The organism is Pseudoduganella sp. HUAS MS19 (assembly GCF_053615455.1).
In genome coordinates this window covers 354,586-374,650 of record NZ_CM132133.1, presented here as the reverse complement: position 1 = coordinate 374,650, position 20,065 = coordinate 354,586, and the positions used below count along the sequence as shown (strand labels likewise).

19 protein-coding genes are annotated in these 20,065 nt (G+C 58.4%); 8 read left to right on the top strand and 11 right to left on the bottom strand.

The features are described from left to right. Nucleotides 1–164: 164 nt before the first annotated feature. Both putA and ACWBU6_RS01740 read left to right on the top strand, forming a co-directional pair. Nucleotides 165–3,794, top strand: a complete 3,630-nt coding sequence (gene putA / locus ACWBU6_RS01745) for a trifunctional transcriptional regulator/proline dehydrogenase/L-glutamate gamma-semialdehyde dehydrogenase (RefSeq protein WP_452647172.1) — start codon at nucleotides 165–167, stop codon at nucleotides 3,792–3,794. Nucleotides 3,795–3,905: 111 nt separating this feature from the next. Next, nucleotides 3,906–4,679, top strand: coding sequence for an REP-associated tyrosine transposase (locus ACWBU6_RS01740; protein ID WP_452647171.1), 774 nt, complete (start codon nucleotides 3,906–3,908; stop codon nucleotides 4,677–4,679). 56 nt (nucleotides 4,680–4,735) lie between these two features. Here the strand turns inward: ACWBU6_RS01740 and ACWBU6_RS01735 are convergent, their stop codons facing one another. Next, the gene (locus tag ACWBU6_RS01735) at nucleotides 4,736–5,704 is read right to left on the bottom strand and encodes a LysR family transcriptional regulator (protein WP_452647170.1); all 969 of its coding nucleotides are present in this window, start codon (nucleotides 5,702–5,704) and stop codon (nucleotides 4,736–4,738) included. Between the two features lie 102 nt (nucleotides 5,705–5,806). On the opposite strand from ACWBU6_RS01735, the gene ACWBU6_RS01730 reads away from it, so the two are divergent. Beyond that, on the top strand, nucleotides 5,807–6,070 hold the full coding sequence (locus ACWBU6_RS01730) for a hypothetical protein (RefSeq protein ID WP_229207329.1): 264 nt from the start codon (nucleotides 5,807–5,809) through the stop codon (nucleotides 6,068–6,070). A 19-nt stretch (nucleotides 6,071–6,089) separates the two neighbouring features. Here ACWBU6_RS01730 and ACWBU6_RS01725 read toward each other — a convergent pair whose 3' ends face one another. The 5 genes from ACWBU6_RS01725 to ACWBU6_RS01705 are packed head-to-tail and all read right to left on the bottom strand — an operon-like array spanning nucleotide 6,090 to nucleotide 9,054. Further along, a complete protein-coding gene (locus tag ACWBU6_RS01725; RefSeq protein ID WP_452647169.1) occupies nucleotides 6,090–6,713 on the bottom strand; it encodes a chalcone isomerase family protein in 624 nt (207 codons plus the stop codon). 58 nt (nucleotides 6,714–6,771) lie between these two features. Then, nucleotides 6,772–7,026: a YfhL family 4Fe-4S dicluster ferredoxin gene (locus tag ACWBU6_RS01720; RefSeq protein WP_452647168.1), complete on the bottom strand. Its 255-nt coding sequence runs from the start codon at nucleotides 7,024–7,026 to the stop codon at nucleotides 6,772–6,774. A 12-nt stretch (nucleotides 7,027–7,038) separates the two neighbouring features. Further along, nucleotides 7,039–7,530, bottom strand: coding sequence for a pantetheine-phosphate adenylyltransferase (coaD, locus tag ACWBU6_RS01715; RefSeq protein WP_057262219.1), 492 nt, complete (start codon nucleotides 7,528–7,530; stop codon nucleotides 7,039–7,041). 36 nt (nucleotides 7,531–7,566) lie between these two features. Beyond that, nucleotides 7,567–8,160: a 16S rRNA (guanine(966)-N(2))-methyltransferase RsmD gene (gene rsmD, locus ACWBU6_RS01710; protein ID WP_452647167.1), complete on the bottom strand. Its 594-nt coding sequence runs from the start codon at nucleotides 8,158–8,160 to the stop codon at nucleotides 7,567–7,569. Nucleotides 8,161–8,187: 27 nt separating this feature from the next. After that, nucleotides 8,188–9,054: a DUF6279 family lipoprotein gene (locus ACWBU6_RS01705; RefSeq protein WP_452647166.1), complete on the bottom strand. Its 867-nt coding sequence runs from the start codon at nucleotides 9,052–9,054 to the stop codon at nucleotides 8,188–8,190. A gap of 29 nt (nucleotides 9,055–9,083) precedes the next feature. Here ACWBU6_RS01705 and glmU point away from each other — a divergent pair, with 29 nt between their 5' ends. Next, complete coding sequence (gene glmU, locus ACWBU6_RS01700; RefSeq protein ID WP_452647165.1) at nucleotides 9,084–10,463, top strand: bifunctional UDP-N-acetylglucosamine diphosphorylase/glucosamine-1-phosphate N-acetyltransferase GlmU; 1,380 nt, start codon at nucleotides 9,084–9,086, stop codon at nucleotides 10,461–10,463. Here glmU and ACWBU6_RS01695 read toward each other — a convergent pair. Then, nucleotides 10,460–11,056, bottom strand: coding sequence for an acyl carrier protein phosphodiesterase (locus ACWBU6_RS01695; RefSeq protein WP_452647164.1), 597 nt, complete (start codon nucleotides 11,054–11,056; stop codon nucleotides 10,460–10,462). The genes glmU and ACWBU6_RS01695 overlap by 4 nt on opposite strands. Before the next feature lie 328 nt (nucleotides 11,057–11,384). Beyond that, on the bottom strand, nucleotides 11,385–11,843 hold the full coding sequence (locus tag ACWBU6_RS01690) for an Lrp/AsnC family transcriptional regulator (protein WP_452647163.1): 459 nt from the start codon (nucleotides 11,841–11,843) through the stop codon (nucleotides 11,385–11,387). A 129-nt stretch (nucleotides 11,844–11,972) separates the two neighbouring features. On the opposite strand from ACWBU6_RS01690, the gene glmS reads away from it, so the two are divergent. The 4 genes from glmS to ACWBU6_RS01670 all read left to right on the top strand — a co-directional run bounded on the left by glmS (nucleotide 11,973) and on the right by ACWBU6_RS01670 (nucleotide 16,418). Next, the gene (gene glmS / locus ACWBU6_RS01685) at nucleotides 11,973–13,802 is read left to right on the top strand and encodes a glutamine--fructose-6-phosphate transaminase (isomerizing) (protein ID WP_452647162.1); all 1,830 of its coding nucleotides are present in this window, start codon (nucleotides 11,973–11,975) and stop codon (nucleotides 13,800–13,802) included. Between the two features lie 395 nt (nucleotides 13,803–14,197). Continuing rightward, nucleotides 14,198–14,635: an energy transducer TonB gene (locus ACWBU6_RS01680; RefSeq protein ID WP_452649510.1), complete on the top strand. Its 438-nt coding sequence runs from the start codon at nucleotides 14,198–14,200 to the stop codon at nucleotides 14,633–14,635. A 130-nt stretch (nucleotides 14,636–14,765) separates the two neighbouring features. After that, nucleotides 14,766–15,853 (top strand): IS3 family transposase gene (locus ACWBU6_RS01675; protein ID WP_452644703.1). Its coding sequence is split into 2 segments (ribosomal slippage): nucleotides 14,766–15,018 and nucleotides 15,018–15,853, totalling 1,089 coding nucleotides; the frame shifts between segments, so codons are not numbered across the junction. 196 nt (nucleotides 15,854–16,049) lie between these two features. Continuing rightward, nucleotides 16,050–16,418, top strand: coding sequence for a hypothetical protein (locus ACWBU6_RS01670; protein ID WP_452647161.1), 369 nt, complete (start codon nucleotides 16,050–16,052; stop codon nucleotides 16,416–16,418). Between the two features lie 36 nt (nucleotides 16,419–16,454). On the opposite strand, the gene ACWBU6_RS01665 is transcribed toward ACWBU6_RS01670, so the two are convergent. From ACWBU6_RS01665 to ACWBU6_RS01655, 3 genes are all read right to left on the bottom strand, one after another. Next, nucleotides 16,455–17,704, bottom strand: a protein-coding gene (locus ACWBU6_RS01665; protein ID WP_452646006.1) for an IS3 family transposase whose coding sequence is annotated in 2 segments (ribosomal slippage) — nucleotides 16,455–17,419 and nucleotides 17,419–17,704 — 1,251 coding nt in all. Because the reading frame shifts where the segments join, the coding sequence is not laid out codon by codon here. Nucleotides 17,705–18,012: 308 nt separating this feature from the next. Then, nucleotides 18,013–19,020, bottom strand: a complete 1,008-nt coding sequence (locus ACWBU6_RS01660) for a PIN domain-containing protein (RefSeq protein WP_452647160.1) — start codon at nucleotides 19,018–19,020, stop codon at nucleotides 18,013–18,015. A gap of 62 nt (nucleotides 19,021–19,082) precedes the next feature. Further along, nucleotides 19,083–20,009, bottom strand: coding sequence for an ADP-ribosylglycohydrolase family protein (locus tag ACWBU6_RS01655; RefSeq protein WP_452647159.1), 927 nt, complete (start codon nucleotides 20,007–20,009; stop codon nucleotides 19,083–19,085). Nucleotides 20,010–20,065: the final 56 nt, after the last annotated feature.

Sequence of the window (20,065 nt, the reverse complement as noted above, 5' to 3'; positions counted from 1 at the left end):
TATCTATTGCTAGTAGTAAGTAATACCAGAATTAATCCGAGCGATTCCGCCGTACAATCGAATCATTAGTTGCACTGCACAACACGCTCGCGCAAACGGGGTTTGCCGAGCGTGTTTTCTTGTCAGCGCCCCGGTTTTTTAAATCCTAGCCAATAGAGACATTCATGCATCTGAACACCACACCGTTCGCCGCCCTTCAAGCAGAGATCCTGCGAGATCCAAGCCCGCTGCGCAGCGCCATCACTGCTGCGTATCGCCGCGACGAACAAACTGCCGTGCAATGGCTTCTGTCGCAAATTAACGTCGGTTCGCCGGAAACTACGCAGGACGCCCAAACCCTTGCCAAGCGCCTGGTGACTGCTGTTCGTGAAAAACGCACCCGTTCTTCGGGCGTGGATGCGCTGATGCATCAATTCTCCCTGTCGTCTGAAGAAGGCGTCGCCCTGATGTGCCTGGCTGAAGCCTTGCTGCGCATCCCCGACTCCGCAACCGCCGACCGCCTGATCGCGGACAAGATTTCCAAAGGCGACTGGCGCAAGCACCTGGGCGAATCGCCATCCCTGTTCGTGAATGCTGCAACCTGGGGCCTGCTGATTACCGGCAAGCTGGTCAGCTCCTCCAGCGAAGAAGGCCTGGGTTCGGCCATTACCAGCCTGATCGCCAAAGGCGGCGAGCCTTTGATCCGCAAAGGCGTTGACTTGGCAATGCGCATGTTGGGCAACCAGTTCGTCACCGGCCAGACCATCGACGAAGCGATCAAGAACGGCAAAGACAACGAATCCCGCGGCTATCGCTACTCCTACGATATGCTGGGCGAAGCAGCACTGACTGAAGCCGACGCAGCCAACTACTATGCCGCGTACGAAAAGGCCATTCACGCCATCGGCAAAGCCTCAAATGGCCGCGGCATTCGCAATGGCCCAGGCATTTCCGTGAAACTGTCCGCCCTGCACCCACGCTATAGCCGCGCCCAGCGCGAACGCGTGATGTCCGAGCTGCTGCCGCGCCTGACTGCATTGGTCAAGCTGGCCAAGGGCTACAACATCGGCTTGAATATCGACGCCGAAGAAGCCGACCGCCTGGAACTGTCGCTCGACCTGATGGAGGCGCTGGCCTTCAATAAGGAACTGGAAGGATTCGACGGCATCGGCTTTGTCGTCCAGGCTTACCAGAAGCGCTGCCCATTCGTGATCGACTACCTGGTCGACCTGGCCAAGCGCAGCGGCCGCAAATTCATGGTGCGACTGGTGAAAGGCGCTTACTGGGATGCGGAAATCAAGCGCGCCCAGGTTGACGGCATGCCTGGCTACCCGGTGTACACCCGAAAGGTCTACACCGACGTGTCCTACCTGGCCTGCGCGCAGCGCCTGCTGGCAGCGGCCGACATGATCTTCCCGCAATTCGCCACCCACAACGCGCAAACCCTCTCCACCATCTACACCTGGGCCAAGCGCGATGGCATCAATGGCTACGAATTCCAATGCCTGCACGGCATGGGCGAAACCCTGTACGACCAGGTTGTCGGCGCGGAAAACCTCGACAAGGCCTGCCGCATCTACGCCCCTGTTGGCTCGCACGAAACCCTGTTGGCCTATCTGGTACGCCGCCTGCTGGAGAACGGTGCCAACTCCTCGTTCGTGAACCAGATCGTGGACGAAAGCATTCCAGTTGACTCCCTAATCACCAATCCGATCGAAGCCGCACGCAGCCTGAACGGCGTGCCACACACCGGCATCGCCCTTCCGCTCGACATGTTCGGGACCGAGCGCAAAAACTCCACTGGTATCGACTTGAACAATGAAGACGTGCTGCGCGAAGTCTCGCTGGCGCTGGCACAACCGCGCAGCTGGACTGGCGGTCCGTTGCTGGCTGTGGAAGCAAGTGCCGGCCAGGCTGCACAAGCGGTCGTCAACCCAGCCCGCAAGGACGATGTCGTCGGCTCCGTCACCGAAGCCACCGCCGAAGACGTCAACAACGCCCTGAACGCCGCCAGCCAGTTCGCCATGGACTGGCAAACCACCGAGCCATCGCAACGCGCCGCCTGCCTGGATCGCGCCGCCGACCTGTTCGAAACCCACAAACTTGAGCTGATGGCACTGGCCGTGCGCGAAGCCGGCAAATCGCTGCCGAACGCCATTGCCGAAGTCCGCGAAGCAGTTGACTTCCTGCGCTACTACGCCGTGCAGGTACGCGGTTCCACCAACACGCTGGCGCTAGGCCCCGTAACGTGCATCAGCCCATGGAACTTCCCGCTGGCGATCTTCACTGGCCAGGCCGCCGCAGCGCTGGCCGCCGGCAACGTAGTACTGGCAAAACCGGCAGAACAAACCCCCCTGATCGCCCAGCGCGCAGTAGAACTGTTGCACGAAGCAGGCGTACCGCGCGCAGCACTGCAGTTCCTGCCTGGCCGCGGCGAAGTGGTCGGTGCAGGCCTGTGCAACGACGCGCGCGTCAAAGGCGTGATCTTCACCGGCTCCACCGAAGTAGCGCAACTGATCAACCGCACACTGGCCAAGCGCGCCGCCGCAGAAAACGTGGACATCCCCCTGATCGCCGAAACCGGCGGACAGAACGCCATGATCGTGGACTCCTCCTCGCTGCCGGAGCAAGTCGTAAGCGACGCGATATCGTCCGCCTTTGACAGCGCCGGCCAGCGTTGCTCCGCACTGCGCGTACTGTTCCTGCAAGAAGACATCGCCGACAAGACCATCAAGATGCTCAAAGGCGCGATGAAGGAGCTGCGTATCGGCTCGCCGGACCGCCTGGCAACCGACATCGGCCCCGTAATCGACAAGGAAGCACAGCAAAACCTCCTGTCGCACATCGAAAAAGTACGCGCCCAGGCCAAGGCCAGCTTCTCGCTGGAAGTGCCTGGGGCAGACGCAGGCACATTCGTACCGCCGACCGTGCTGGAAATCCGCTCCCTGTCCGAACTGACCAAGGAAGTATTTGGCCCGGTGATGCATGTGATCCGCTACAAGCGCTCGGAACTGCCGAAAGTGATCGAGCAAATCAACGGCAGCGGCTTTGGCCTGACCCTGGGCGTGCATTCCCGGATCGACGAAACGATCGACTACATCACCTCCAGCGCGCACGTCGGCAACATCTACGTGAATCGCAACATCGTTGGCGCGGTAGTTGGAGTGCAGCCGTTCGGCGGCGAAGGCAAGTCTGGCACCGGCCCGAAAGCTGGCGGCCCGCTGTACCTGAAGCGCCTGCAGCGCGCAGCCGTCACCCTCGACCGCCACGAGCGCCAAAGCAACCCGGTAATCGACTCGCTGGCTGCATGGGCCAAGGCACAAGACAAGAGCCGCCTGGCAGCGCATATCGAAAGCTATGCTCGCACCACGCCTGTAGGCAGCCTGATCGCCTTGCCAGGTCCCACCGGCGAGCGCAATACCCTGGCTTACGTCCCACGCGGCAATATCGCCTGCTTCGCAACGCACACCGACGTACTGCTGAACCAGGTAGCAGCCGCCCTGTCGACCGGCAACCGCGCCCTGGTAGTCGAAGGCACGCTCCCGGCAGACCTGCCAAGCGACGTCAAAGCCGCGATCCAGACAGTAGCTGCGACCGACCTGTCCAAGGCCGACTTCCAGATCGCGCTGGTGGAATCCAGCCTTGGCGCCAAGCTGCGTCCAGAGTTGGCCGCCCGCGACGGCGCGATTGTCTCGGTCATCGACACCACGGAAGAAGCTGAAATCCCATTGTGGCGCCTGGTAGCCGAACGCGCCCTGTGCGTCAACACCACCGCCGCCGGCGGCAACGCCAGCCTGATGACCCTCGAAGCCTAACTACGGTTCACCTCGTGTCACACCATGGGGTCACACCCCAAGTGTGACACGGGCCCGGCTGTTTGATTTTCGTCAGAATGTGAGGCTCTTGCAGGTGCTAGCGTTGCTGGTATGAGCCGAGCCCCCCGTGTCGTATTTCCTGGAGCGATCTACCACGTAACTTCGCGTGGAAACCGTCGCGCCGCGATTTACCACGACCAGCGCGACCACATGATCTGGCTCGACACGTTGTCCGAAACTGTGGACAACCACAAGCTGAAGATACATGCCTATTGTCTGATGCCGAACCACTATCACCTGTTGATGGAAACGGTTCACGCCAACTTGTCGGTAGCCATGCATCAGCTCAACGCCCTGTATTGCCAGCATTTCAACCATCGGCACGGATTGACCGGCCACGTCATTCAAGGCCGCTTTCACGCAGTAAATGTGGCGAGGAGTGAACAGATGCTCGCGGTGGCCCGCTATATCAGCCTCAATCCCGTACGGGCAAAGCTTGTAAATGACGCCGCCGACTGGTCTTGGAGCAGCCACCGATACTATCTCGCGCCCGATGAGGCGCCGGCATGGCTCGAAATGAACTGGATACTTTCCCAATTTGGATCGGGCAACCAAAGCCAAAGAATCGCCGCCTACAAGGAATTCGTTGCGAACGGAATCGATCTGCCTAATCCCCTGCAATTTCATAAAGAACGCTCCAACCCGCAATCGGAAGCTGCGCATCCCTTAAGCACCTACGCTGCACTTTACCCAAACCGCGATGAAGCCATGGCGCGAGCGTTTCGAACCAGCGCCTATACGCGGCAGCAAATTGCACAGCATTTCGGCGTGTCAATCCGGACCGTCGCCAGGGCAATCGATCATTTTAAGTCAGACAGCGGATGAGGCCGTGTCACACTTGGGGTGTGACCCCATGGTGTGACACGAGCCCGGCCGTGAACTTAGTAGGTGTCGTTCTTGGGATTGGTGCCCGGTGCGGTTTTTTGGGCGACGGCGTTCATGCCTTCGAGGTGGCTGCGCAGCCATTTGTGGGCTGGGCTGCGGGCGTCGCGTTCGTGCCAGAGCATGTCGAGGTGCACGGCAGGGAGCTGGAATGGCAGCTCTTTGTAGATCAGCGCGTCGGTCATGCCGGTGGAGGCGATCAGGTGCTTTGGCAGCACCGTGATCAGGTCGCTATTGGCCACGACGCGGCCGGCGGTGAAGAACTGGTTTACCGTCAGCAGGATGCGGCGTTCGCGCTGGATTTGCGCCAGCGCTTCGTCCACCAGGCCATGCGCCCGGCCGGAAAAACTGACCAGCAGGTGGTTGGCTGAGCAGTAATTGTCCAGGGTCAGGTCTTGCTTGGCCAGCGGATGCCCGCGCCGCATCACGGCGACGTAAATCCCCGAATACAGGCGCTCGTGGCGAATCGGTGAGCTCGGTTCGCTCATCAACTGCGCTGCGACGCCCGGGAAGAAGCCCACCGCCAGGTCGATATCGCCGCGCAACAGCATCGGCCGCGGTTCGCGCGTTGTCAAAGGAACCATGCGGATGTTCACGCCCGGCGCCTCGCGTTCGATCGAGCGCATCAGGGCCGGCAACCAGAACGCGGCCGTGGCGTCAGCCATCGCCATGCGGAAGGTGGCATGGGTCTTGGAGACGTCAAACGTACCCGGCGTCACGGCAGCTTCCAGCGATGCCAGGGCGCTGCGTACCTGCGGCCACAGCGCCTCCGCCCGCGGCGTCGGCTTCACGCCGTATGCCGTGCGGATCAGCAAATCGTCGCCCAGGCTTTCGCGCAGGCGTTTGATGGCGTTCGACACCGCCGGCTGCGTCATGGCCAGGTGGCCGGCAGCGCGCGTCAGGTTCTGCTCAGTCATTACCGCGTCGAACACGCGCAGCAGATTCAGGTCCAGGGTCAGAAAGCTCATCGGTCATTCACACCAATAATAATTGTTATGGGGAAACGAAATTGGCGTTATATGTTGCGGCGCACTATAGTACCAATAGATTCTAAAGGTATAGAAACGGCCATGTCTACTTACATTAACATCATCGAATTTGCACAGTACCTGCCGCTGGTGATCCTGGCGCTGGCGCTGGCTGTCGTGTTCAAGCCGCTGCTGCGTGGTATCGCGCGCGCTGCAGTGCTTGTCGTTAAGCCAAAGTTGAGCAAAGAGGAACGCTTGCAGCGCCGCCTGATGCGCGACACCATGATGTTCAAGCGTATGCTGAATTCGATGGAAGGCTCGCCGAGCCACGTCGCAGAACTGCGAGCAATGGCCTGCCGCGCATAAGCCTTCCGCAGCGCAGCAATCAGTTCGTTTCCGGCACCGGCGCTGGCTTCTCCGCGCCCGACAGCAGTTTCGGTTTCAGCGTTAAATCAACCGGCTTGTTGCCGATCCAGATACGCATGATGGCGTTGAAGAACGCCTGGTCCGGCAGCGATTCGCCAACCTTCTTACCGTTCAGGAATGCCTGGGAGCCGCCGCCCGGGGTCCAGTCGACGAGCAATTCGTCACCCTTCTTCAGCCCTGGGAACTGGGCAAAAATCTCACCAAAAGCCTTAGTCTGCGGCAGCAGCTTGGTGCGTTCTTCCGCGCTGACGTTATCGTTCAGGCCCTTCATGAAGGCCATGCCGAAGTCGTCCGAAGTGAGGTCGCGCATCGCGACGATGCGAATGCGGCGCGGGCCGCCCACGGCCAGCACATCCTGCACGGTGGACTTCTTTTCCTGCAGGTAAAAGCCTACCGCGTAGACCTTGAACACCAGCTTGGTGCGCACGCCGGCGCCGTTCAGCTTGAGATCATGCCCGGCGACGTTGACGTTTTCTGGGAATTTGACGCCCCCCACTTCGGCAGCAAAGGCGGGCAGGCTGCTGGCGACCAGGAATGCGGCGGCAGCAGCAGTGTGTAAAAGTTTACGGCGAGTAATACTCATTTTGTCTCCGTTTGTATCAGGTAGCAATATAACGCAGAGCTACCCTTTTTGGGAGGCATCAGCTCTTATCAGCCTGCAATTTCTCGAATTTTGCCAACAGTTGGTCCTTGCTTTCCCGCCAATCTGGATTAAATGGAATGCAAGAGACCGGGCAGACTTGCTGGCACTGCGGTTCGTCGAAGTGGCCGACACACTCGGTGCACTTGTTGGGATCAATTTCGTAGATCTCCGGACCCATGTAGATCGCGTCGTTCGGGCACTCCGGCTCGCACACGTCGCAATTGATGCAGTCGTCGGTAATCATTAATGCCATGGCAATACTCTCTTATTCGCCTTTGCGCGCTGCGATTTTTTTACGCAGCCAGCGGTCGACGGACGGGAAAACAAACTTGGATACGTCACCGCCAAGCTCGGCAATCTCGCGCACGATGGTGCCCGAGATGAACTGGTACTGGTCGGACGGGGTCAGGAACAGCGTTTCCACATCCGGCAGCATGTAGCGGTTCATGCCCGCCATCTGGAACTCAAACTCGAAGTCCGACACGGCGCGTAGGCCGCGCACGATCACGCGTGCATCGTGTTCGCGCACAAAGTCTTTCAGCAGGCCGGAAAAACTCTCGACTTTGACATTTGGATAATGGCCCAGCACTTCGTTGGCAATTTCCAGCCGTTCTTCTAGGGTGAAGAACGGATGCTTGTTCTGGCTATCGGCCACGCCGACGATCAGCGTGTCGAACAGGCCCGATGCGCGGCGCACCAGGTCTTCGTGACCCCGGGTCAGCGGGTCGAAAGTACCCGGATAAACTGCTACAACCATTGCAACTCCATGCGTTTGGCTTAGGACAAAGAAGGATTATGCCTCATTTTCAGGCAATGCCTGAAGCAGGTGGTAGTAGACCATGCCCGCCTTGTCGGCGCGCACCACTTCCCAGCCATCGATGGCCAGCGGTGCTTCCGCCTCGGCGTACACCAGGCCGCCGTCCTTGAGCAGCCCGCGGCACAGCGGCAGCGAGCGCTCCAGCAGACCTTGCTGGTAAGGCGGGTCGAGGAAGATCAGGTCGAATTTGGCACCGCGCCCGGCCAGCGATTGCGCCGTCGCCAGGGCGTCGCCGCGCTGGATGGCGATATTGGTGGCCTTCAGCTTTTCACGGTTGGCTTCAAGCTGGCGCACCACGGCGCTATTGGCGTCAACCATGGTGACCTTGGCCGCGCCGCGGCTGGCAGCCTCGAAACCGAGGGCGCCGCTGCCGGCAAACAGGTCCAGCACCAGGGTGTCGCTCCAGGCGGCATCGTGCAGATGGTTGATCCAGTTGAAGACGGTCTCGCGCACGCGGTCGGGCGTCGGGCGCAGGCCCAGTGCTTCCAGTACGGGCAATGGCGTGCGCTTCCAGTCGCCGCCAATGATGCGGACCTGGTTGGGGACTTTCTTTTTTTGCATGGGCGGCATTATCTCATGCCGCCCAGGCAGCAAGGCCTATTGCACTTGCGCCGCAAGGGTATTCAGGTCCTTGATCCAGCCCTCCATGCGCTTTTGCGCGTGGGCTTTCTGCTCCGGCGCGGAAATGCGCACCACAGTGTGGACAAGTTCCACCGTTGCCTGGGTATAGTTGTCGAAGAAGGCCTTACGCTCGGAGATGCCGAAGCGGTCAAAGCCCGAGCGTATCAACTCCTCCACCCACTGCGTGGCCACCTGCTTGCTCGGTTGCTCGCTCATGATCCTGCGCGCCAGGTTCATGATCTTGAGCTGGCGCCGCATGCGTTCGTCGAGCCACAGGGCGTTGTCCAGCGGTCGCGCGTCGGAAGCCTTGCGGATAATGGCTTCCTGTTCGTCGCTGAAGCCGCCGAACCACAGTTCGAACTGCTCCATCGACTTCTTGTAGCGGAATTTGTTTTGATCTTGCGCGTCGCCCTTCATATTCTCTTTGCGGAATTTGGCGTTATTCTTGGCGAATTTCTTTTCCATGCTCGCCAGCTGGTCGGGCTTGAGCGAAAGTGCCAGTTCCGCGATATGGGGCGCAGAGCGCAGCAGCAGCGCCTCGGTGCGATCGCGGATATCCACATAGTCGGCCAGCAGGTCAGCCGACGTCGGACTACCGCGCAGCTGGCGCTGGGCCCTTTGCAGGAACTGGACATAGTCCTGGAGCTGGGTCTTGCGGTGCCAGCGGAAAAACTCGTCGATATCCTGCTTGACCTCCGCCTTCTGGTCGCTGTCGAAATCGACATAGGCATCGAGCCACCAGTACAGCAGGGTGTCGCCGTTGTTATAGGCCAGGCGCAGGGAGCTGCACGCTGCAAGCAGAATGGCAAAAGCCAGCACGATGCACGTGTTAAACTTTTTCATATATCAACTCACACAAGAACATACGGTCTATGAACGTCGTCATTCTCGCCGCCGGCATGGGCAAGCGCATGCAGTCGGCGCTGCCCAAAGTACTCCATCCCGTTGCTGGCAAGTCCCTGTTGTCCCACGTCATCGACACCGCGCGCAGCCTGTCCCCGGCAAAATTGTGCGTCATTTACGGTCACGGTGGCGCAGCGGTGCTGGCTTCGCTGGACAAGCACAAGGCTGTTCCCGGCACTGAGATCTCGGCCGCACTGCAGGAACCGCAGCTCGGCACTGGCCACGCTGTCCAGCAAGGGCTGGAGCACCTCGACGATGACCAGCCAACCCTGGTGCTGTACGGCGATGTGCCGCTGACTTCCGCCGCCTCGCTGAAGCGCCTGGCCGAAGCTGCCGGCAAGGACAAGCTGGGCATCCTGACCGTGGTGCAGGACAACCCGTTCGGCCTGGGCCGCATCGTCCGCGTGGGCGGCGCCATCCAGCGCATCGTTGAAGAGAAGGATGCCACAGAAGCCGAGCGCCTGATCAAGGAAATCAATTCCGGCATCATGGTGATCCCGACCGCCAAGCTGAAACAATGGCTGGGCAAGCTGAAGAACGAAAACGCGCAAGGCGAGTACTACCTGACCGATATCGTTGCCATGGCCGTGGAAGAAGGCGTGCAAGTCGTCTCGGCCCACCCTGCCGCGCCGTGGGAAGTGCTGGGCGTGAACAGCAAGTCCCAACTGGCCGAACTGGAACGCATCTACCAGCGCAATGTCGCCAACGCCCTGCTGGATAAGGGTGTGACCCTGGCCGACCCGGCACGCATCGACGTGCGCGGTGAGCTGACCTGCGGCCGCGACGTGACCATCGACGTTGGCTGCGTCTTCGAAGGCAAGGTCGAAATCGGCGAAGGCGCGACGATCGGCCCGAACTGCGTGCTGATCAACGCGCGTATCGGCGCCGGCGCCAACATCAAGGCTTTCACCCATATCGAAGAAGCCGTGGTTGGCGACAAAGGCCAGATCGGCCCATACGCACGCCTGCGCCCAGGCACCGAGCTGGGCGAGGATGTCCATGTGGGTAACTTCGTCGAGATCAAGAACAGCCAGGTCGCTGCGCATAGCAAGGCCAATCACCTGGCTTACGTGGGCGACGCGACCGTCGGCTCGCGCGTGAATATCGGCGCCGGCACTATCACCTGCAACTATGATGGCGCCAACAAGTTCCGTACCGTGATCGAAGACGATGCCTTTATCGGCAGCGACAGCCAGCTTGTGGCCCCGGTAACCGTAGGTGCCGGCGCTACCATTGGCGCCGGCACCACGCTGACCAAGGATGCGCCAGCCGGAAAGCTGACCATCTCCCGCCCGAAGCAGCTCACGGTCGAAGGCTGGAAGCGCCCAGTGAAGGTTAAGAAGACCTAAGCAACCGAAAACTGGCGGCGACGCTGGTAAGTAAATTTCACCAGCTCGGGGAAGAAGCGGTCGAATCCATCCGCGATCGCTTCGTAGTGCTGCTGCACCTCCCCGATGCCTTCCCGCAGCAGATGGCCATTACGGCTTAACCTGTCAGACATGCGGGTCAGCGCCAGCTCGACCCCGCTGAACTCCCCATACGCACCCAGCCAGTCCTGCTTGATCAGCTTGGGCAGGATTTCGCGCAGGCGCTCCGGCAACTGCCCCTCATGCGCCGCCAGGGCGCCATAAAAGCGCTCGATCAACTCCTGGCGTGGCTCTTCGCAATAATCGTCCCAGCGCTGGCTCAGGATATGGTCGTAGAACACGTCCAGTACGATGCCCGCATAGCGCCGCCGACCCTCTGTGAACAAGCTCTTGGCCTCGGTCACGACCGGGTGGCTATCCGTAAACGAATCGATGAAGCGGTGCAGCGCGATTTCGTTTGCAATCTCCGGCGCATAGTGATCCCCGCCGTTCGCTTTGACGAAATCGCCCAGCATGGCGCCAACCATCGCAGCTTCGCTATGGCGCGCCAGGTAGATATGGGCGAGGTAGTTCATGCCCCATTCTAGCGCTGTGGATAAAGATGTGTAAAAGCAGGCGCAATTCCGCCGGAAAACCACGGGATAGACTATGAATAAGGTGCAACTGGTATGCCCGCATTATCCACACAGCGCCTTGCAGCCCTGGTCCTGTGGACAAGCTTGGTGAAAATCAGCGGACAACTTTGAATAAGTCAAAGCTGTGGATAAGGGTGTGGGAAAGCCTGCGGAAAACGAAGGAATAAGCGGTGCAGATCGCTGGATAACTGCATCCGCTCCGGATGTTAATGTGGAAAAAGATGTGCATAAGCCTGTGCTTAAAGAGGTATAAGTTAGGATAACTGCCTCAGACGGGAATGCTGGTCTCAAATTTGCTGCGGAAAGTGGAGAAGTAGGCTTTCACGTTGCGCACATTTGCCTGGGCAGCGAACAAGCGATGGGCCAGCGCATGGTAGGCCTGCATATCCGCCACCTGTACGATCAGCACGAAATCCGGGCCGGGCGAGACGCGGTAGCACTGCAGCACAGCCGGCTCCGGCGCCACCAGGGCTTCAAACTCCGCCATGCGTTCAGCGGCCTGGACATCCAGGGAGATTTCCACAACCGCAGTCAGGTGCGCTCCCACCTTCTCCGGGGCCACCAGGACCACTTCGCGCGCAATCACCCCTGAATCGCGCAAATGCTTGACCCGGCGCAAGCAAGTAGGCGCCGACACGTGCACCGCTGCAGCCAATTCGGCGTTGGTTTGGGAGGCATCCTTCTGCAAAGCGTTGAGGATACGACGATCTATTTCATCAAAGTCCATAATCTGAAAGAATATTTCGCATAGCATGTGATGAGAAATATTCTTTCACAGAATATAGAAATCAGAAAGCAAATTTCCCGACACCTGCTCTAGCATGCATTCATTAACTTTTAAAGAATGAGGTCGCGTATGTGCGGTATCGTCGGCGCTGTAGCCCAGCGCAATATCACCCCAATCCTGGTTGAAGGCCTGAAGCGCCTGGAATACCGCGGCTACGACTCCTGCGGCGTTGCCCTGCACCTGGACGGCAAACTGCAGCGCTCCCGCAGCACCTCGCGCGTCGCCGACCTCGAAAAGCAGATTAACGAAGGTGGCCTGAACGGCTTTACCGGCATCGCCCACACCCGCTGGGCCACCCACGGCGCTCCAGCCTCGCATAACGCCCACCCGCACTTTTCCCCAAGCGAAGCGGCCGCCCGCATCGCCCTGGTCCACAACGGCATCATCGAGAACCACGACGAACTGCGCGCCGAACTGACCGCCCTGGGCTATGTCTTCACCAGTCAGACTGACACCGAAGTGATCGCCCACCTGGTTGACCACATGTACAACGGCGACCTGTTCGACACCGTGCAGCACGCCGTCAAGCGCCTGCATGGCGCCTATGCCATTGCCGTCTTCTGCCGCGAAGAGCCGCACCGCGTGGTCGCAGCACGCCAGGGGTCGCCGCTGATCGTCGGCCTTGGCCAGGGTGAAAACTTTGTCGCCTCCGACGCCATGGCGCTGGCCGGCACCACCGACCAGATCATCTACTTGGAAGAAGGCGACGTGGTCGACCTGCAACTGGGCCGCGTGTGGATCGTCGACGTCGACGGCAAACAAGTGCAGCGCGAAGTGAAGACCGTGCACGCCCATACCGGCGCCGCGGAACTCGGCCCATACCGCCATTTCATGCAAAAGGAAATCTTCGAACAGCCACGCGTTGTCGGCGATACGCTGGAAGGCGTGACCGGCATCATGCCGGAACTGTTCGGCGATGGCGCCTACAAAGTGTTCAAAGAAATCGACCGCGTGCTGATCCTCGCCTGCGGCACCAGCTACTACGCTGGCCTGACGGCCAAGTACTGGATCGAATCCATTGCCAAGGTACCGGTCAGCGTGGAAATCGCCTCCGAATACCGCTACCGCGACAGCGTGCCGAATCCTAAGACCCTGGTGGTAACCATTTCCCAGTCCGGCGAAACCGCCGACACCATCGCCGCCCTGAAGCACGCGCGCAGCCTGGGCATGGAACACACCCTGACCATCTGCAACGTGGCAACCAGCGCCATGGTGCGCGAGTGCAAACTCGCCTACATCACGCGCGCTGGAGTGGAAGTTGGCGTGGCATCGACCAAAGCCTTCACCACCCAGTTGTCCGCCCTGTTCCTGCTGACCCTCAGCCTCGCACAAGTAAACGGCTTGCTGACCGAAGAGCAGGAATCCGCCCACTTGAAAGCCATGCGCCACCTGCCATCCGCCATCGCCGCCGTGCTGGCGCTGGAACCGCAGATCATCGCCTGGGCCGAAGAGTTCGCGCGCAAAGAAAACGCCCTGTTCCTGGGCCGCGGCATGCACTACCCGATCGCCCTGGAAGGCGCGCTGAAGCTGAAAGAGATCTCGTACATTCACGCCGAAGCCTATCCAGCCGGCGAACTGAAACACGGCCCGCTGGCGCTGGTGACCGACGAAATGCCGGTCGTGACCATCGCCCCGAACGACGCGCTGCTGGAAAAACTGAAGTCGAACATGCAGGAAGTGCGCGCCCGCGGCGGCCAGCTCTACGTCTTCGCCGACGTCGACTCGCGCATCACCTCTGGCGATGGCCTGCACGTGATCCGCTTGCCGGAACACTACGGCCAGTTGTCCCCGATCCTGCACGTTGTCGCACTGCAGCTGCTGGCGTACCACACGGCGCTGGCACGTGGCACTGACGTTGACAAGCCGCGCAACTTGGCAAAATCAGTCACGGTTGAATAAGCCGGCCAGAACCATAGCGGGATTTGTGTAGAAAATAATAAAGTCTGACAAAAAATAATAAAGTTTGACAATTTGCTGGGCAACTAAACTGGGGCGCTGATAATTCGGCGCCCCTTTTCGTACCTGAGCCCAACGCAGCTTGAAGTCATGAGCAACTCAGGCTGCTACACTTGCCGGAAATGCATGGGTCAAACTGGGCGACTACTATTCAGAATTTAGTCAGATTGCTAGCGGATACGCAAAGCAACGAAGTGAGTTCGTTCGTTTTGCAACAATCTAACTGCCTTTCATGAAGTCGAGTTGACCGGCAAATTCCGGCCAAAAGCAGACTGACTCAGGGTACTGAAACATATAATCTAGAAGGTGAAACATTGTTTAGGCTCATATTTATTGGAATGCTGTGGGTATTTACCCCATTCGGCAACTGTGCGGTTGGCGCAGATGTGGCCAAGAACGCAGCTCTCACGCCGGTTGCCATAACGCCAGCGACTACAAGCGTACGTGAGGCGTTCTGCTATGTCTCGGCGAGGAAGGCGATTGAAAGACGCGGTACTTCTGAGTTCCCATCGGTTGACGGTCGCAGGCTATATGGGGAGCTCGAAATGAAAATAGTGGTGCGTGCCAACGGAGATCTAGAAGGTTCGAGTGTCGAGGTTAGTTCCGGAAATGCGGCGTTAGACAATGCGGCAAAGAAAATAGTGCGAGGAAGCGCTCCTTTTCCTGGCTGTGTGAATCGCACTGCTCCTTCTACGCAGCCTTCATTTGAATTTTTCTACCGATTCAAATTCATAAAGGCTGAAGATACTTCTGAGCTCTCAGTGGACGGCCTGTAGCCAGAAGCAGCCCTTTGGGAGTTAATTAGGATGTCCAAACAATTTAGGCTGTCATGCATGGTAATCCCCCCACCAAATGATCGCCGCAGGAAGTAGAATTTTCTAACTTTGAAATTGAAGGTTCTACCGCATGAAGACGTCCCGTTTTACTGAAAGCCAGATCATCGCCATCCTGAAGCAGGCCGAGGCCGGTGCCCCAGTTCCTGAGCTGTGCCGCGAGCATGGCATGAGCAGTGCCACGTTCTACAAATGGCGTTCCAAGTTCGGCGGCATGGACGCCTCCCTGATGGCCCGAATGAAGGAGCTGGAGGAGGAAAATCGTCGGTTGAAGAAGATGTACGCGGAGGAGCGCCTGAAGGCGGAGATTGTTGCGGAGGCGCTGGCAAAAAAGTGGTGAAGCCATCTCGCCGACGTGAGATGGCACGACACTACGTCGAAGCCGGCCGCATGACCGTCAAGAGCGCCTGTGTGGCCTTCGGCATCAGCCAGACTTGCTACCGTTATCAAGCAAAGCTCAATGCCGAGAATGAGGTCATAGCCGATTGGCTGGTTCGCCTGACGAACAACCAGCGCAACTGGGGCTTCGGTTTGTGCTTCCTGTTCCTGCGCAACGTGAAGGGCTTCGGCTGGAACCACAAGCGTGTGTATCGAATCTATCGCGAGCTGGAGCTGAATCTGCGCATCAAGCCACGACAGCGCATCATGAGGGAAAAGCCAGTGCCGTTGTCCGTGCCGACGGCCATCAACCAGACCTGGTCGATGGACTTCATGCATGACCAACTTGCCGACGGTCGCAGTATCAGATTGTTCAACGTGATCGACGATTACAACCGAGAAGGACTGGCTATCGACGTGGACTTCTCGCTGCCATCGGAACGCGTTGTGCGGGCGCTGGACCAAGTCATTGAGTGGCGTGGCAAGCCTCGAGCGATACGCTGTGATAACGGCCCGGAGTACATAAGCGGCGTTACGGCGCAATGGGCAAAGAAGCATGGCATTGAGATTGCGTTTATCCAGCCTGGACAGCCGCAGCAGAACGCTTACATCGAGCGCTATAACCGCACCGTACGCTACGACTGGCTTGCGCAGCACCTGTTTGAATCGCTCGACGAGATCCAGGACTTTGCCACCGGCTGGCTCTGGACTTACAATCACGAGCGCCCCAACATGGGCCTGGGCGGGATAACACCAAAACAGAAGCTCGCTCTCGCCGACTAACCCCTACTTCTGGCGCGCATCAAAAATGGGGGGATTACCAGACGACTTGGCTGGCGCAGAACCCAATTCTCCCACAGTTAAGCTGTGTGCGATGTTTTAACGGAGAGTGCTAGGCTAGCTCTAGCCCTTTTACCATACGCGCCTTTCAAATTGTTCACTGGGTGCTGTTGAGTCACCCAGGTCGTTAGGAATGGCCATGAGACGTCGCTTCAAAACCGAGCGAGATATCGCCCGATTTGTTAAACAGGGCTATGGCCAAGGTGAAGGCTCGTCATACATGCCATGGTACCGCGTGCAAGACGTGCCATCCAAGGGGCGCTCGCGCAAAGTAGTAGGAACGAAAACTCACCGCACGCATCACTTCTTATCCGACCTGGAATATCACTACTTCCTCCTCCTGGAATTCTCAGACGAGGTGATCGATATTCGCGAGCAGTACCCACTTCTCGCAACCGCAAGGGCAAGGGACATTGCCGCGGACATGGGAATTCAGTATCCAGTGTATATAGGCACTCAGCTGCCATACGTACTTACATCAGACTTTGTCATTACGTTGAAGGTCTAAAGTGGACCCGTCAGTCAAGACACTTAGCCGGTTAATTTAAGCTGTGCCCGTTTCCACTTCTGCAGCTGCCCGGCGCTGCCCCGTATTGCTCACTTCTTCCTGCCCCTGATCTGCGTCGCCGAATTTGTCAACGATCATCGCACCGCCGCCGATGCCCGCGCTGTAGACCCGATCTGGCGTCTCGTAGCCCAATGCCTGATGTGGGCGCCCGGCGTTGTAGAACGCGAAGTATTGCGCCAGCCCCACCGTCAACTCGGCCATGTTGGCATAGCCCTTCAAATACACGTCCTCGTACTTCACGTTGCGCCACAGGCGCTCCACGAAGATGTTGTCCAAAGCTCGTCCGCGCCCATCCATGCTGATCGCCACGCCTTCGCGTTTGAGTACACCGGTGAAGGCGCTGCTGGTGAACTGCGAGCCTTGGTCGCTATTGAAAACCTCGGGCTTGCCATGGTGACGTATAGCGTCTTCCAGGCAGTCCACGCAGAACGCGGCGTCCATGCTGTTGCTGAGGCGCCAGGCCAGCACCTTGCGGCTGTACCAGTCGATGATCGCCACCAGATAGGCGAAACCCTTCGCCAGTCGGATGTAGGTGAGATCCGTCGACCACACCTGGTTTGGCCGCGTTACCGCCACACCGCGCAGCAGGTAAGGATAGACCTTGTGCCCTGGCTGCGCCTTGCTCGTGTTGGGTCCCGGCGCCATGCCGGCCAGGCCCATCTCCCGCATCAGGCGCTGCACGCGCTTACGGTTGACGCAATGGCCTCGCCCGCGCAGAAACACCACCATACGCCGACTACCGTAGAACGGCCGATTGGTGTACTCCTCGTCGATCAGCGCCCGCAGCTGGCCATCTTCCTCGTCTATCAACGGCTGGCGCGCTGCCGCTTCCAGTCGCCGGTAGACCGTGGAGCGCGGCACGGCTGCCAGCTCGCACTGCATCGCCAACGGCACCTCATCGCCGCGATCAATCCACTGCGCCCGTTCGGCTGGGCTCATTCCCCGAGCTTTTTTTTGAGCCAATCGACCTGCATCTTCAGCCGCCCAATCTCGCCATACAGCTTGTCCTCCGGGCTGCTTTCATCGACCGGCTTGGGGCCGCGCTTGACGTCGAACAGCACCCCGGCGTTTTCCAGGATTTCCTTTTTCCACTGCCCGACCAGCACCGGATGCACGCCGTATTCCTGCGCGATCTCCGTCACCGTCTTCACCCCGCGTACCGCTTCCAAGCCCACCTTGGCCTTGAACTCCGCCGTATGCACCCTGCGTTTTTTGCCTTCACTCATGCGCTATCATCCTTTCACAGACGACAGCTTAAACCACCGTCTCAAATTCGGGGTCCACTATAGTCCAGAACGGCAAGAAGCGACTTGCGGTTAGAACCTGCAAATATGAGGCCGAGCTCGATGATCCAAATAGGGGACAACGGACTGCCGAGAAGCTTGATCTAGAGCGAGCCATTTGGGCAGATCAAGGTGTAGAGGATTGGAAAAAAATCGTGACCGAGCAATTGATGAGTCCGATCCTCAAAGACAACCTGGACTGGCTGCATAAAGCGGCGCTGGCTGAACATTTGCAATCCAAGTATTGTCCCTCAGGTGTCTAGCATATCCCATTCATCGCCTAGGACCCATCGCAGTGCCGAAAGCTTCCCATTGAGCATTCCCCACTCGAAATCATCCCACGGTCCCGTATCCTCGTACTTTTCCCTTACTTTTTGGGCAGCTGCTTTCGCCCCCATCAAAATATCTTCGTGGACGACTTCATTGCCGTAGCGCTTTGTGCCCGCCGGAACGATCTCCACATTACCGTTCTCTATGTCGTACATCAAGTTCATGTGGCGGTTGTACCAAACCTTGTCGAACAATTCGTCCAAAGCGGACATTATTTCCTGTAGCCCTCGAGTCTCATCCTCCCAGGCAAATCCGTACTCGTAATGGAACTCGTCGAGGTTGAGAAGATCTTCGATCGCGAGGCTGGTCGAATTGAAGTAAAAAGAGTTGCTGCCGTCGAAGATATCGACGAGGTCGTCGTGCGGCTGTCTGTGATCCTTGCCAGAAAAATCAGTGACATTGTGGGTGACGAATCTATAGGTTGCGTAGTCCCCTGCTTGAGCTGTTCGGAACTCGTGAAATGCCTCAGCAAGCACAGCGTCGGCAACGCTATTCTTTTGTCGATGGAATGGAGCCTTCTTGGCAATTGCACGTTCCGCTGCTCTGACCTTGGCGGTATCGGAAATCGAAATCTCAAGCGCTGTTTCGAATATAGCGAGAACGCGATTCGCTGTGCTGTGCGTGGCCTCGGAAAGTATAGGCAGCCTCAGATTTAGGTCGTCCAAGGTTTCGAGAGCGGCGCCCTTGTCGTCTCCGCCAAACGATTCGATAACACCTTTTACTACTCGAAACTCGCTTGAGAGGCGCCGTCGTGTCGCATCGATAACCCGCTCTTTGTTGCGTTCAAACTCTACCCTTACTAGTTCAGGTAGCAAAATTTTGATGCGTCCATCTCGAACAAGGCTCTCAATTGCAGCGAGCATTGGCAGTTCTGCCTTCTGAGTCGCCAGGTCGAGCCAGACACAAGTATCGAGCATTACGAGATGCATTGGACGTCCTTCGTTTGAAATTGTGATGAGCGGCTGAGCACAAGCTGCACTTCGCCGATTACTCAGCTCTCAGCCTGGATCCTAGCGAGGCGACTGAGCAATTCTTCGACAATGACCCTACCGTTCAATGCACATCTCCAGCGATCTGGGATTCCACGCTCGCCGTAGAATATGCCAGCCAGGCCGCCCGCAATGCAGGCCGTGGTGTCGGTATCATTTCCAAGGGCAATCGCACTCCGGAGGCAGTCCTCGTAGTTCGACGTAGCAAGGACGCATCGAATTGCGGACCATAGACTGTCGACGACATACCCAGACCCCTGTGATGGTTCCAGGCGACCGTCCAACAGGATGCTCAGCTCATGCCGTTCGGTTTGATGGACGGTTCCCTCAAGCGCATCTTGTGCGTAATCCAAAGCATCAACGGGCGTGTCGCCATCTACCATCCGCCATGCCATGAGCGAGTAGAGCGCGCAAGCTAGTTGCGAGCGTAAGTGTGCATGCGTTGGCATACTTTGGCGTCTGGCACGTGCGATAACATCCGTTGAGCTCGATGCGAAAACGAAAGCACACGGAAGTGTGCGCATCAATGACCCATTCCCATTGTTCCATTCATCGGAAGGGCTACATGTAAGGGGATTGCCGTTTCGGGCATAGTTTTCGAGGGCATGCATAGTTTGGATACCAACGTCGAAAACTTGCTTGTCAGGTGTCATGAAGCCGGCGCGATACCAAGTGAGCAGCCCTTCAGTGAACTGTTGAAGATTGAGCGAAGAATCCTCGACCAACGAATTCAGCAAAACGAGCGCTTGTGCTCCATCATCGCTCCAAGTACCGACAGGTACTGCGGGGTGCGCCCTCGCAAAGTCGGCGGGTGGTGACATTTCGATGAGATCGCGTGCCGGGATCGCTGCCGGTGGCGAGAACTCATAGGGTACACCGAGTGCATCACCGACGAGCAATCCATAAAGACCCCTCGAATTCGTGCCCATCTGTCATTCATAACAATCCTTCTAAAGCCTGAGGCCCGCCGTGCTCTCGGTCACCG